10 protein-coding genes are annotated in these 13,198 nt (G+C 63.8%); 5 read left to right on the forward strand and 5 right to left on the reverse strand.

What is annotated here, in order from left to right:
* Positions 1–274: 274 nt before the first annotated feature.
* The 4 genes from KIP88_RS11305 to KIP88_RS11320 all read left to right on the forward strand — a co-directional run bounded on the left by KIP88_RS11305 (position 275) and on the right by KIP88_RS11320 (position 4,847).
* On the forward strand, positions 275–1,537 hold the full coding sequence (locus tag KIP88_RS11305) for an FAD-dependent oxidoreductase (protein WP_214487942.1): 1,263 nt from the start codon (positions 275–277) through the stop codon (positions 1,535–1,537).
* 177 nt (positions 1,538–1,714) lie between these two features.
* On the forward strand, positions 1,715–2,686 hold the full coding sequence (locus KIP88_RS11310) for a tripartite tricarboxylate transporter substrate binding protein (protein ID WP_214487943.1): 972 nt from the start codon (positions 1,715–1,717) through the stop codon (positions 2,684–2,686).
* 159 nt (positions 2,687–2,845) lie between these two features.
* Entirely contained in the window at positions 2,846–3,331 is a 486-nt protein-coding gene (locus KIP88_RS11315) for a tripartite tricarboxylate transporter TctB family protein (RefSeq protein WP_214487944.1), read from the forward strand.
* A 7-nt stretch (positions 3,332–3,338) separates the two neighbouring features.
* Complete coding sequence (locus KIP88_RS11320) at positions 3,339–4,847, forward strand: tripartite tricarboxylate transporter permease (protein ID WP_214487945.1); 1,509 nt, start codon at positions 3,339–3,341, stop codon at positions 4,845–4,847.
* A 7-nt stretch (positions 4,848–4,854) separates the two neighbouring features.
* On the opposite strand, the gene KIP88_RS11325 is transcribed toward KIP88_RS11320, so the two are convergent.
* The gene (locus tag KIP88_RS11325; protein ID WP_214487946.1) at positions 4,855–6,240 is read right to left on the reverse strand and encodes a M20 family metallopeptidase; all 1,386 of its coding nucleotides are present in this window, start codon (positions 6,238–6,240) and stop codon (positions 4,855–4,857) included.
* Between the two features lie 185 nt (positions 6,241–6,425).
* On the opposite strand from KIP88_RS11325, the gene KIP88_RS11330 reads away from it, so the two are divergent.
* On the forward strand, positions 6,426–7,814 hold the full coding sequence (locus tag KIP88_RS11330) for an LLM class flavin-dependent oxidoreductase (RefSeq protein WP_214487947.1): 1,389 nt from the start codon (positions 6,426–6,428) through the stop codon (positions 7,812–7,814).
* A 191-nt stretch (positions 7,815–8,005) separates the two neighbouring features.
* Here the strand turns inward: KIP88_RS11330 and KIP88_RS11335 are convergent, their stop codons facing one another.
* The 4 genes from KIP88_RS11335 to KIP88_RS11350 all read right to left on the reverse strand — a co-directional run bounded on the left by KIP88_RS11335 (position 8,006) and on the right by KIP88_RS11350 (position 13,134).
* Positions 8,006–9,139, reverse strand: coding sequence for a mandelate racemase/muconate lactonizing enzyme family protein (locus KIP88_RS11335; RefSeq protein ID WP_214487948.1), 1,134 nt, complete (start codon positions 9,137–9,139; stop codon positions 8,006–8,008).
* Between the two features lie 134 nt (positions 9,140–9,273).
* Complete coding sequence (locus tag KIP88_RS11340) at positions 9,274–10,938, reverse strand: thiamine pyrophosphate-binding protein (protein WP_214487949.1); 1,665 nt, start codon at positions 10,936–10,938, stop codon at positions 9,274–9,276.
* Between the two features lie 258 nt (positions 10,939–11,196).
* Entirely contained in the window at positions 11,197–11,709 is a 513-nt protein-coding gene (locus KIP88_RS11345) for a GFA family protein (RefSeq protein ID WP_249790724.1), read from the reverse strand.
* 300 nt (positions 11,710–12,009) lie between these two features.
* Positions 12,010–13,134, reverse strand: coding sequence for an alkene reductase (locus KIP88_RS11350; RefSeq protein ID WP_214487950.1), 1,125 nt, complete (start codon positions 13,132–13,134; stop codon positions 12,010–12,012).
* Positions 13,135–13,198: the final 64 nt, after the last annotated feature.

The following is a 13,198-nucleotide window of genomic DNA, read 5'->3' on the forward strand; positions in this document are numbered from 1 at the left end:
CTGGCCAATGCAAGCTTTGCATCACCACCCCTCGCCGTCATCAGCCCGACAATCCCGATGATTCCTCGCCCAGTCATCTAAGCCGGTCGGCGCTCACCCATGAGGTCACACCTTCATCAGCCTGCCACGTCGCGGGCAGGTTATGCAAATTTTGCATCATGCAGACTTGGCATCAATGGCGGCGTCCGGGGGGCCTTAACCTGGCGCGCGACAACCCCACGCCCGATCGGTTCTCGCGTTCCGATCGGGCGGTCATTTAAAGCGAGACCTAGAGATGAAAATCTGTGTACTGGGCGCCGGCGTCATCGGACTGACGACCGCATGGTGCCTTGCCGAAGCCGGCCACGACGTCGTCATTGTCGACCGGCATGCTTCCACCGCGAAGGGCGCCAGCGCCGCGAATGGCGGCCAGCTCTCTTACGCGTTCGTGGCGCCGCTGGCATCGCCGGCAACCCTGCTGAAGCTGCCATCGCTGCTGCTGTCGCCGGATTCGCCGATGCGTATCCGCGCCGGCCTTGATCCAGCCCTGATCTCCTGGGGCGCGCGATTCCTGCTCGCCTGCCGGCCGGCAGCGGTGCGCGAGACCATTGCAGCGCAGCTCGCACTCGCCGCCTTGAGCCGGAGCGAGCTGGCGCGGCTTTCCCAAAGCCTGATGCTCTCGTTCGGATTGCGCACCGCCGGCAAGCTTGTGGTGTTCCGCAGCAGGAGGGAATTCGACACGGCGCGCCGCATGATCACCGCGAAGCCCGGCGAGGACGGCCAGCAGGTATTGACGCCGGCGGAATGCCTGGCGCTGGAGCCTGCGCTCAGGCTTGACGCCAGCGAACTCGCAGGCGGCATCTTCACGGCCTCCGAACAGATCGGAGATTGCGCGGCGTTCTGCGCGGGGCTTACGCTCCGCCTGAGACGGCAACGCAATGTCGAATGGATCCTCGGCACGGAAGTCATCGGGCCGGTACGATCCGGCGGCCGCCTGGTCGCCATCGACACCGGAAACGGACATGTCCAGGCGGACCGCTTCGTCCTGTGTATGGGAACGGCATCGAGCGCATTTGCCAGAGCCTGCGGATTCTATCTGCCGATCTATCCGCTCAAGGGTTACAGCATCACCCTGACACCGGCTCCCGGTGCGCACGTGATCAGGCACAGCGTAACGGATATGGAACGCAAGCTGGTGTTCGCCCCGCTCGCGCTTGATGGACACACGGCAATCAGGGTTGCCGGCATCGCCGATCTCGAAAGCAACAACACGACGATCGACACCAGCCGCGTCGAGATCCTGCGCCGCGCTTCGGCGGAGCTGCTCGGCATGAACACTGCCGGCGACATCGAGCCCTGGTGCGGGCTTCGTCCCACAACGCCGGACAGCCGGCCGATCATCGGCTGGTCGCCGCTCGACGGGCTGTTCATCAACTCAGGCCACGGCATGCTCGGCTGGACTCTCGCCTGCGGCAGTGCCCGGCTGACGGCGGATATGATCGACCGCAAGCCGGAGGCCAACGAAGCGAGCGTGTTTGCCCTGCGGCGCGCGGCATAAATTCCGCATCTCGGGAGGCCCGGCAGACCAATTGTCGCACGTCGCATTTCCAGCCGATTGCGGCCGGCCGCGGTGAGTTCGCCGCTTTTCTTCTTAGGCGATTTCGGGGAAGATCGAGCCCAGAAAAAGAAGATAAGCGCGCCTCGCCATAAAAGAGGTCGCAGGGGAGAGTTTGATATGTCCAGAGTTCGCCGCTTGACGTTCGCCATTGCTGCCGTCGGTATGCTGATTTCAGCAGCCGCCGGCGCGCAGGAATATCCCACCAAGCCGATCACGCTGATCGTTCCATGGCCCGCAGGTGGCTCGACCGACATCTCGATGCGCGCGATCGCCGAAAGCGCGTCCAAGGTGCTCGGACAGCCGATCGCCATCGACAACAAGGCCGGCGGCAGCGGCACCGTCGGCCCTGCCACCATGGTGGCAGGCGCCAAGTCCGACGGCTACACCATCGCGCAGATCCCGATCACTGTGTTCCGCCTGCCCTTGATGCAGGAAGTCTCCTGGAATCCGGACAAGGACTTCACCTATATCGTCCACCTCACCGGCTATACGTTCGGCGTCACCACCAGCGCCGAGTCGCCGTTCAAGACCTGGAAGGACGTCGTCGACTACGCCAAGCAGAACCCCGGCAAGGTGACCTATGCGACGCCGGGCGCCGGCACGTCGCTGCATATCGGTATGGAGCAGATCGCCAGCATGGCCGGCATCAAGCTGACGCAGGTGCCGTTCAAGGGCGGCGCGGAAACCAATGCCGCGGTGCTCGGACAGCACACCATGCTGCAGGCGGACTCGACCGGCTGGCGGCCGCTGGTCGACGCCGGCAAGCTGCGGCTATTGATGGTGTGGACCTCGGCGCGCTCGCCGAATTACCCCGACGTGCCGACGCTGAAGGAACTCGGCTATCCCATGGTCTATGACTCGCCGTTCGGCATCGCCGGACCGAAGAACATGGACCCGAAGATCGTCGCCAAGCTGCATGACGCCTTCAAGAAGGCGCTGGATGATCCGGCTGTGATCGCGACGCTGGCCAAGTTCGACATGGTGCCCAGTTACAAGAGCACCGAGGACTACAAGAAGTTCGTCGTCGAGGTTACCGAGTCAGAGCGCAAGGTGGTCGACAAGCTCGGTCTGGCAAAGAAGACGAACTGAACCCGCCGTGTCCCGGGCGCGATGCAGCGCGCAAGCGCTGCTTCGCAGAACCGGGACCCACTGCGTCCGCATCACTACGCCCGCAAACACATCGACCCCGGCTCTGCAGCGCATCACTTCGTGCTGCGCAGCGTCCGGGGAACGGCTGGAAGAGAGTCCATGAGTGATCAATCCGACGTCAAATTCCGCCTCAACAATTCCGAGCTGTGGGGCGGGCTGATCGGGCTCGCGCTCGGCGGCTTTGTGGTCTGGTCCGGGCTCAAGCTCAAGCTCGGCACCATCAACGATCCCGGCTCCGGATTCGTGCTGTTCTATACCGGCATCCTGATGTGCCTGTTCGCCGCCTCGATCATGACAGCCGCATTGACCGAGGGCGGGCCGACCTTTGGCTCGCGTTGGGTGAACACGCGCTGGACCAAGCCGCTGCTGGTGATCGTCTGCCTCATCGCCTTTTCCTTCGCACTTAACCCGCTCGGCTTTCTGCTGTCCTCCATTCCGCTGATGTTGCTGCTGTTGCGCGTGGTCGATCCGGTGCGCTGGCCGCTGGCCGTTCCGATTGCAGTGCTGGTTCCGCTCGGCATGTGGTGGGTCCTCAAACGCCTGCTCCTGATTCAATTGCCTTCGGGCATCTTCGAAATCGGCTGATCGCACCATGGACACACTCATCAATGTCGCCCATGGCTTCGGCGTCGCCCTTCAACCCGTCAACCTGATCTACTGCTTCATCGGCGTGTTCATCGGCACGCTGGTCGGTGTGCTGCCGGGCATCGGCCCGATCTCGGCGATGTCGCTGCTGCTGCCGATCACGCTGTCCGGGACGCCGGAATCCGGCATCATCATGATGGCCGGCATCTATTACGGCTCGATGTATGGCGGCTCGACCACCTCGATCCTGGTCAACATTCCCGGCGAGGCCGCTTCCGTCGTCACCTGTATCGATGGCCACCAGATGGCCAAAAAAGGCCGCGCGGGACCTGCGCTCGGCATCTCCGCATTCGGCTCGTTCTTCGCCGGCACCTTCGCGCTGATCGCGCTGATGCTGGTGGCGCCCAAGCTCGCCAGCGTCGCGATCGCTTTCGGTCCGGCCGAATATTTCAGCCTGATGGTACTCGGCCTCGTGGTCCTCACCTTCCTGACGCAGGGCTCGATGGCGAAGGCGTTGCTGATGGCCTGCATCGGCGTCGTGCTCGGCGCGATCGGGCTCGACAGCATCACCGCGCAACCGCGCCTGACCTTCGGCCGTCTGGAACTGATCGACGGCATCGGCCTCGTCCCCGTGGTCATGGGCCTGTTCGGAATCGCCGAAGTCCTGTTCAACACCGAGCAGGTCATCAAGCGCGACATCATCAACACGAAGATCACGCACCTGTTTCCAAGCAGGGCGGACTGGAAAGCCAGCGCCGGCCCGATGTCGCGCGGAACGGTCCTTGGATTTTTCCTCGGCATCCTGCCCGGCGGCGGCGCGGTGATCTCGTCGTTCGCGTCCTATGCGCTGGAGAAGCGATTATCCAAAACGCCGGAGCGGTTCGGCCAGGGCGCCATCGAGGGTGTTGCAGGTCCCGAAGCCGCCAACAACGCCGCGGCCGGCGGCGCCTTCATTCCGCTGATGACATTAGGCATTCCGCCGAACGTGGTGATGGCGCTGTTGCTCGGGGCCTTCGTCATTCACGGCCTGCAGCCCGGCCCGCTGATGATCACGCAGAACCCCGGCCTGTTCTGGGGCATCGTCGCCAGCATGTATATCGGCAATCTGATGCTGCTGGTGCTGAACCTGCCGATGATCGGGATGTGGGTGCAGTTGCTGAAATTGCCCTACAACATCCTGTTCCCGCTGATCATCCTGTTCACCATCATCGGCGTCTATTGCTCCAGCAACAATGTGTTCGACGTCTATGTGATGATTGCATTCGGCATTATCGGCTATTTCATGCGCAAGCTCGGCTATGAGCCTGCGCCGCTGGTGCTGGCCTTCGTGCTGGGACCGATGCTGGAGAACAATCTGCGCAAATCGCTGATCCTGTCGCAGGGCGATCTCATGACCTTCGTGCAGCGGCCGATCTCGGCCGCCTGCCTGTTGTTCGCTCTAGTGCTGCTGGTCGCGCCGCTGCTGCCCGCGCTGCGCAAGAAGCGCGAGATGGTCGCGCTGGATGAAGGGGTGTGAGCCGCAGTTAGAACGCCCGCCTCTTCTCGCCAAGGTCCCAGAAGATCCCCGCCATGATGGCGAGGGCCTCTTCCGTCACCGGCAGAAGGATGTGTTCGTCCGGCGCGTGCTGCGAGCAGCCGGGATAGGAATGCGGCACCCAGATCGTCGGCAGCCCCAGCCCTTCGGCGAACACGTCGTTGGGCAGCGAGCCGCCGAAATTCGGCAGGATCGCGGGTGCCTTGCCGGTGGTCTTCAGGATCGAGTCTGCCGTCCAGTTCACCCAGGGACTGTCGACGTCGGTGCGCGAGGCGGCGAAGCGCTGCGCGCCGCTGACCTCCACCATCGAAAAGCCGTTGGCATGCAAATGCGTGCGCACGGCGTCGACGACCTCTTCATATCTGGTCCCGACGACGAAGCGAAGCTGCAGCACGGCATTGGCGCGTCCGGGAATCGCGTTGGCCGGCTTCTCGATGCTGCCTGACGACATCGCCAGCACTTCCAGCGTGTTCCAGGCAAACAGGCGCTCGGCAGGCGACAAACCCTCCTCGCCCCAATCGGGCGCCAGCGCCGGCTCGTCCGCGGTCGGCTCAATCTTCACGTCCGCGAGCGCCGCGCGCACGGCATTCGAAATCCGCGGCGGCTTGAGCGCGTCGAGCTTCATCCGCCCCTTGCCGTCGACAAGGCTGGCGATAGCGTTGCAAAGGATCGTCGCAGGGTTGGCGAGGACGCCGCCCCAATTGCCGGAATGGTTCCCACCCTCGCGCAGATTGACATCGAGATGGATACGGTTGCCGCCGCGGCATCCTAGGAAAATGGTCGGCCGATCGGCTGAAAGCCTTGGCCCGTCCGACGCCAGGAACAGATCGGCCTTCAGCTCCTCGCGATGGGCTTCGCACACCTGCCGCAGATCGGGCGAGCCGATCTCCTCGCCGGTCTCGATGATGAATTTGACGTTGAAGCCGAGCTTGCCGCCGCGGGTCTCGCGCACGGCACGCAATGCCGCGAGATTGATGCTGTGCTGGCCCTTGTTGTCGGCGGTGCCGCGGCCATAGACGCGCTCGCCTTTGGTCGTGGTTTTCCAGGGATCGAGATTGTCGCGCCATTCGCCTGCCATGCCATCGACGACGTCGCCATGGCCATAGGTGAGCACGGTCGGCAGCGAGGCATCCTCGCGATAATCCGCCAGCAGATACGGGCCCTTGCCGGTCGGAGATTCGATCAGGCGGGTGGAGAAGTCGAGCGCGGCGAAGGCGGGCTGGAGATCATCGACGAGATAGGCGCGCAACGCCTCGCCGCTGCCGGGGTTCTGGCTTTCGGTCCGATAACCGACCCTGCGGCCGAGCTCGGCGAGAAACGCGCCGGAATTCAGATGCTCACGTACCCGCGCAATCGCGTCGGCTCTATCAGCCATATTTCTTTTCCTTGTTCGCCAATTTTGTGGAGCGCAACCTATCGGGATAAGCCGCCCGCTGGAAGTGGCACGACGAGCCGAATGGGCCTTGCTAAAACCAGCGAGGATGCAACAATTTCAGGCAACAGCCCGGCGATTAACCGGGCGAACGCGCAGGGAACCCTGCACGCACCGAGGTTCGCGTCATGACAAAACAAATCCGGCTCAACGCCTTCGCCATGAACTGCGTGGCGCATCAATCGCCGGGGCTCTGGACCCATCCGCGCGACCGCACCCTCGGCTACAACCGCCTGCCCTATTGGCTCGACCTGGCGAAGACGCTGGAGCGCGGCCGGTTCGACGGGCTGTTTCTCGCCGACGTGCTCGGCGTCTACGACGTGTTTGGCGATAGCCCTAACGCCGCGCTGCGCAACGCCGCGCAGACGCCGGCCAACGAGCCGCTGATGCTGATCCCGGCGATGGCGGCGGTGACGCAAAATCTCGGTTTCGGCGTCACCAGCAATCTCTCCTTCGAGCCGCCCTATCCGTTTGCGCGGAGAATGTCGACGCTGGATCATCTGACCGAAGGCCGGATCGGCTGGAACGTGGTGACCGGCTATCTCGACAGCGCGGCCCGCGGTGCCGGCAAGGACAAGCAGACCGCGCATGACGACCGCTACGAGATCGCGGATGAATATATGGAGCTGGTCTACAAGCTCTGGGAAGGAAGCTGGGAAGACGACGCCGTGCTGCGCGACCGCGCGCGCGGCATTTTTGCCGATCCTTCCAAGGTGCATCGCATTGAACATGAGGGAAATAACTACCGGCTCAATGCCATTCATCTGAGCGAGCCGTCGCCGCAGCGGACGCCGGTGCTGTATCAGGCCGGCACCTCGCCGCGCGGACGGCAGTTCGCTGCTCAGCACGCAGAATGCGTGTTCATGTCGGGCCCGTCGGCCAAGATCATCGGGCCGCGCGTGGCGGCGATCCGCGCGCTGGCGAAGGAAATCGGGCGCAATCCGGCCGAGATCCTGATGTTCTCGATGATGACGATCATTCTCGGCCGCACTGAAGCGGAGGCGAAAGCGAAATATGCCGACTATCGCCGCCACATCGCGCCCGAGGGCGCACTGGCGCTGATGTCGGGCTGGATGGGTATCGATTTCTCGGGCTACGACCTCGACCAGCAGGTGCGCCACATCCAGAACGACGCCGGCCGCACCGCGCTCGACAACGTCACCCGTGCCGATCCGGATCGGGTCTGGACCGTGCGCGAGGTCGTCGAGCATGTCGGCATCGGCGGCGCCGGCCCCGTCGTGGTTGGCACGCCCGAGAAGGTCGCCGATGATATCGAGGCATGGTTCGAGCAGACCGACGTCGACGGCCTCAACGTCGCGTTCGCCACCTCGCCCGGCGATTTCGAGGACATTGCCGATATGCTGGTGCCGGAGCTGACGAAGCGTGGGCGGTACAAGAGCGAGTACGCGAACGGGACGCTGCGGGAGAAGCTGTTCGGTGCCGGGCGCGCGCGGTTGACGGAAGCGCATCCGGCGGCACGGTACCGGCCGCATGCAGCGGCAAGAGCGGCAGAATAGATCGTCATTGCGAGGAGCGAAGCGACGAAGCAATCCACCTTCCGTACGGCTCGATGGATTGCTTCGCTTCGCTCGCAATGACGGATGGAGCCGTAGTTTGTAGGGTGGGCAAAGGCGCAACGCGCCGTGCCCACCACCTGTCCACATCGCTATTCTGAATGGTGGGCACGCTTCGCTTTGCCCACCCTACATCATCGAACCGTAAAACGCGCCAGCGCGTCGCGATCGACCTCGATGCCGAGGCCGGGGCCGTCGGGCACGCGAACGATGCCGCCGCTGTGTTCGATCGGCTGAACCAGAAGCGATTGACGAATGGGGTGTTCGGTCCGATCGAACTCCAGCATCGGCTGGATCGGCGCGAGCGATACCGGCGTGTGGGCCGGCAGAACGGCCAATAGCTGGAGGGATGCAGCGATCGCGATGCCGGTGCCCCAGACATGCGGATTGTAGCGGACGCCGAACGCCTCGGCCATGTCGGCGATCTTCTTGCATTCGGACAGACCGCCCGCCGCGCAAGTGTCTGGCTGGATGATGTCGATCGCCCGCGATACCAGCAGATCGCGGAAACCGAACCGCGTGAACTCGCATTCGCCGCCGGCGACCGGGATCGATAGCGCTGCCTTCACCGCGCGATAGCCTGCCACATCCTCCGGCGGCACCGGCTCCTCGAACCATCCGATGTCATATGGCTCGATCATCCGGCCGAGCCGGATCGCGGCCACGGCATCGTAGGCGTGATTGGCATCGACCATGAGTGCGACGTCGGGGCCGATCGCTTCGCGCACGGCGCGCGTCACCGCGGCGTCTTCTTCCACGCCGAAGCCGACCTTCAGCTTCACGGCCCTGAAACCTTCGGCGACGTAGCCTGCCGCCTCCTCAGCGAGATAGCGAAGCGGATCGCCTGATTTGCGCCGGTAAAGACCCGTGGCGTAGGCCTGCACCTCGGCGCGAAGCGGACCGCCCAGCAGCCGGTGCGCCGGGACGCCAAAATGCTTTCCCTTGATGTCCCAGAGCGCGATGTCGATGCCGCTCAGGCCTTCGATCACGACGCCCTTCTGCCCGTGATCGCGGAGCCGCGCATAGATCATCTGCCACAGATAATCCGTCCGCAGCGGATCCTCGCCGATCAGCCACGTAGCAACGCTTTGGACGACGGCCGCGGTCATCCGCGCCGGCCCGTAGCATTCGCCCCAGCCGATCAGGCCCGCATCGGTTTCGATCTCGACCACCATGGCGGTGCGGGTGTCGTACCAGGCCCGGGAATAGGCAAAGGGCTGCGAAAGCCGGGCCTCGAGAACGTGCGCGCGGACAGCGGTGATGATCATGCGTTGGTTCTCGCTTATGGATTTCGAGGCTCACTGCACGTCATTGCGAGGAGCGAAAGCGACGAAGCGATCCATCTATCCCCACGCTGTGAGATGGATTGCTTCGCTGCGCTCGCAATGACGGTGGACCGCGCTCAGTTCACCGAATTGCTCACCACCACCTCGATCAGCTTCGCGCCGGGGCGGCTGAAGGCGGATGACAATACGGACTTCAACTGCGAGGGATCAGTGACCCGTGTCGCCTCAAGTCCGAGCGATTTCGCCATGCCCGTAAAATCCACCGGCGGATCGATGAAATCCATGCCGACATAGTGATCGTCGCCGTGGAAGGCGAGCAGCCGCTGCTTGATGATGCGATAGCCGCCATTGTTGACGATCACGAAGGTCAACGGCAGCTTGTGGTTGGCGGCCGTCCACAGCGACTGGATCGAATACATCGAACTGCCGTCGCCGGAATAGCACACGACGGGCCGCTGTGGATTGGCGAGGCTGACGCCGACGGACGCCGGCAATCCCCAGCCGATGCCGCCGGAGGCCAGCGCGTGATAGCCGTAGCGATCGCGATGCGGGCGCAGCGCGATGATCTGCCGCGATGACGTCAGTCCCTCGTCGACCAGGATCGCGTTATCAGGCATCGCCTCGACGACCTGCAGCGCCAGCCAGTCCGGATCGATCGGCGAGGTTTTGCCCGCTTTTGAAATCTGTTCGACCAGCGGCCTGCGCCTGGCCGTCCAGTTCTTAGACGCCAGCGCGTCCAATCCCCGGTCGGCCCGCGCCTGAAGCGCACCGCCGCCCGCGGTCTTCAGTGCCGGCACCAGCGCGCGCAAAGTTTCCTTCACATCGGCCTTGAGCGCGATGTCGACGCCGTAATTCCTGGCGAGGTCGTGATCGACCAGGCCGACCTGCACGATCGACAGCCCGTCCGGCAGCGGATCGGTCTCACTGTAGACCGACATCCGCAGGGGATCGCCGCCGAGCGCGATGATGAGGTCATAAGGCGCGAGCGTCTCGCGGGCGATCTTCTGGATGCGCGCCAGCGCGCCCATGAAGCACGGGCTTTCGGACAGGAAATGCGCGCCATAGGGCGTCGACGACTGATACGCCGGACAGCCCAGCGTTTCCGCGAGTTGAGCGGCCTCCTGCAAGGCGTCGCTCTTGACGATCTCGTCGCCGACGATGATCACGGGGCGCTCGGCCTTGAGGATGCGCGCGGTCAGCGCCTGCAGCGATTCGTCCGACGGTTTGACGCGCGTATCGACCCGGGTCGACCGGCCGAGTTCGATACCGGCCTCGGCATTGAGGATGTCGCCCGGGAGCGAGATGAACACCGGCCCGGTCGGCGGCGTGGTCGCGATCTTGGCGGCACGGCGCACGATGCGCGGCAGATCTTCCAGCCGCGTCACCTCGACGGCCCATTTCACCAGCGGCTCCGCCATCTGCACCAGCGGGCCGTACAGCACCGGCTCCGTCAGGCCGTGGCCTTGCTCCTGCTGGCCGGCCGTCAGGATCAAGGGCGTGCCGGTGAAGCTTGCGTTGTAGAGCGAGCCCATCGCGTTGCCGAGGCCGGGCGCGACATGGACGTTGCAGGCGACGAGCTTGCCCGAGGCACGGCTGAAACCGTCGGCCATGGCGACGACGAGGCTTTCCTGCATCGCCATCACATAGGTGAGGTCGGGATGGTCCTTCAGCGCATGCATGATCGGCAGTTCGGTGGTGCCGGGATTGCCGAACAGATGCGTGACGCCTTCGTCCTTCAGCAGTGCAAGGAATGCGGAGCGGCCGGTGATTTTATTCTTCATGTCTCCTCCTGCCCGCCGGTTCGTTAACCCGCGGGATGGAGACAGATGACCAAACTTCAACGACGCGCGCAATGGAGCGAGGTCATGGCTGCTCTGCGCGTGCACTCCCGTGTCCCGGAGCGGTGCAGGGCCCAGAAACAGAATCGCGAAAACAACCCCATGCAAAGTAGAATGGGCCCCAGCTCGCAGCACTTAGGCCGCTTGCGCCCGGAGCACAAGGTGGGCCGTCGTCACGGCCCATCCTAATCTCATCCTGCTCTACACCATCCCTTCGCGATCCGCGCGCTTCTTCTTTTTCGAGCGCTGCCAGACCACGCCCGGATATCCCTTCAGCGGCACCAGCGGTTCGCCGGTGTAGGTCCATTCCTGCAATTCCTCGATCGCGATGTGATAGAGCGGCTGCCGCCCGGTGCGACCCGAAAACAGCGCACGGGGGATGTTGACCATATGCGGCGAGCGCGGGCGCTCATAGACAATCGGCGTGCCGCAACTCGCGCAGAAACTTCGTGCGGTTTTGGTCGCCTTGTCCTCATAGCGCGTGAGGCTGGTCTTGCCCTTGGTGATGCGGAAGCGTTTGCGCCAGCTTCCGACATAGGTCGCATACGCCGCGCCGTGCGCGCGGCGGCTCGACGGCGAATGATCGTGCCAGGCCCAGCGCGCCGGCACGTCGATCTCGAAGGCGACTTGGCCGCACAGGCATTGGCCGGCGGCAGGCTTGCCGAGTGATACGGCCTTGGTCTTTTTCTTTTCCGATTCTTCTTCCGGAAACATGGCGAGCCCTTGTAGCCCGGATGAGCGCAGCGACATCCGGGAACGCTGGTGATACCGGCCCCGGATGTCGCTGCGCTCATCCGGGCTACGATCTTTGCCGTTATATCTCCATTGTCATTGCGAGGAGCGAAGCGACGAAGCAATCCATTCTTTTTCCGTGAGACGGGATGGATTGCTTCGCTTCGCTCGCAATGACGGTGGCCTTGTAGCCCGGATGGAGCGAAGCGAAATCCGGGATAACAATATCCGCTCGCGAAGGGTCCCGGATTTCGCTTCGCTCCATCCGGGCTACGATCTATTTTACGCCTGCTCCAGTTCGTTGTGCTCCGGATAATCCGTATAACCCGCCACGTCGCCGCCGTAGAACGTCGCGCGGTTGTAGGGCGTCAGCGGGAAGCCGCGCTGCAGGCGACGGGGCAAATCCGGATTGGAAATGAAGATGCGGCCGAACGCGACAGCGTCGGCATGGCCATCCCGGATCGCGGCATCCGCGGTCTCACCGGTGAAGCCGCCGGCGGTGATCAGCACGCCTTTCCAGATCGGCCGGAACAGCACCATCGCCGACGGCACGTTCTGATGATTGACCTCAGCGCGGCCGGCGCCGGAGGAGCGCGGCTCGATGAAATGCAGATAGGCGAGGCCAAGCGGGTTGAGCTGCTCGACCGCGTGGGTATAGAGCGGCATCGGGTCCGGCTCCCCGCTACCATTGGCGACACCGTGGGGCGACAGCCGCACGCCGACGCGATCCGCGCCCCAAACCTCGACCACGGCTTTGGTCACTTCCATCAGGAAGCGCACGCGGTTCGAAATCGAGCCGCCATACTGGTCGGTTCGTAGATTGGTGTGAGACTGCAGGAACTGCTCGATCAGATAGCCATTGGCGCCGTGAATCTCGACGCCGTCGAAGCCGGCGGCAAGCGCGTTCTTCGCGGCCTGCCGATAGGCGTCGATCACGCCGGGAATCTCCGATGTCTCGAGCGCGCGCGGCGTCTCGTAAGGCACCGCCTTGCCATCTGCCGTCCCGGTCTTCAGATCGGCGATCGGCACCGCCGACGGCGCGACCGGCAATGCGCCGCCCGGCTGGAACGAGGAATGCGAGACGCGTCCGACATGCCAGAGTTGCAGGAAGATGATCCCGCCCTTGGCGTGAACGGCATCGACCACCTCGCGCCAGCCCGCGATCTGCTGCTCGGTGTAGATGCCGGGCACGCCGGGGCTGCCAAAACCCGTTTCCGTCACCGGCGAGGCTTCGGCGATCAGCAACCCGCCCGGCGTCGCGCGCTGGGCGTAATATTCCGCGTTCAGCGGCCGCGGCGCGAGCGAAGGTTTTGCTGCCCGCATCCGCGTCAACGGCGCCAACGCGAGGCGATGCTGGAGTTGATAGGGACCGACCTTGAGCGGCGAAAACAGCGATGGATAATTCATGTCTATTCCAGAACCCCGTGTTGATACGGATATGTAACCGCTTCAGCTTGTTCGTAAAAGGTTT

Origin of the sequence: Bradyrhizobium sp. SRL28, from assembly GCF_018596315.1 — a bacterium.
Taxonomy (GTDB): Bacteria; Pseudomonadota; Alphaproteobacteria; order Rhizobiales; family Xanthobacteraceae; genus Bradyrhizobium.

What these genes read in the sequence shown, in the direction of transcription:
- KIP88_RS11305 (WP_214487942.1), top strand. Translation starts at nt 275, where the DNA reads ATGAAAATCTGTGTACTGGGCGCCGGCGTCATCGGACTGACGACCGCA.
- KIP88_RS11310 (WP_214487943.1), top strand. Translation starts at nt 1,715, where the DNA reads ATGTCCAGAGTTCGCCGCTTGACGTTCGCCATTGCTGCCGTCGGTATG.
- KIP88_RS11315 (WP_214487944.1), top strand. Translation starts at nt 2,846, where the DNA reads ATGAGTGATCAATCCGACGTCAAATTCCGCCTCAACAATTCCGAGCTG.
- KIP88_RS11320 (WP_214487945.1), top strand. Translation starts at nt 3,339, where the DNA reads ATGGACACACTCATCAATGTCGCCCATGGCTTCGGCGTCGCCCTTCAA.
- KIP88_RS11325 (WP_214487946.1), bottom strand. Translation starts at nt 6,240, where the DNA reads ATGGCTGATAGAGCCGACGCGATTGCGCGGGTACGTGAGCATCTGAAT.
- KIP88_RS11330 (WP_214487947.1), top strand. Translation starts at nt 6,426, where the DNA reads ATGACAAAACAAATCCGGCTCAACGCCTTCGCCATGAACTGCGTGGCG.
- KIP88_RS11335 (WP_214487948.1), bottom strand. Translation starts at nt 9,139, where the DNA reads ATGATCATCACCGCTGTCCGCGCGCACGTTCTCGAGGCCCGGCTTTCG.
- KIP88_RS11340 (WP_214487949.1), bottom strand. Translation starts at nt 10,938, where the DNA reads ATGAAGAATAAAATCACCGGCCGCTCCGCATTCCTTGCACTGCTGAAG.
- KIP88_RS11345 (WP_249790724.1), bottom strand. Translation starts at nt 11,709, where the DNA reads ATGTTTCCGGAAGAAGAATCGGAAAAGAAAAAGACCAAGGCCGTATCA.
- KIP88_RS11350 (WP_214487950.1), bottom strand. Translation starts at nt 13,134, where the DNA reads ATGAATTATCCATCGCTGTTTTCGCCGCTCAAGGTCGGTCCCTATCAA.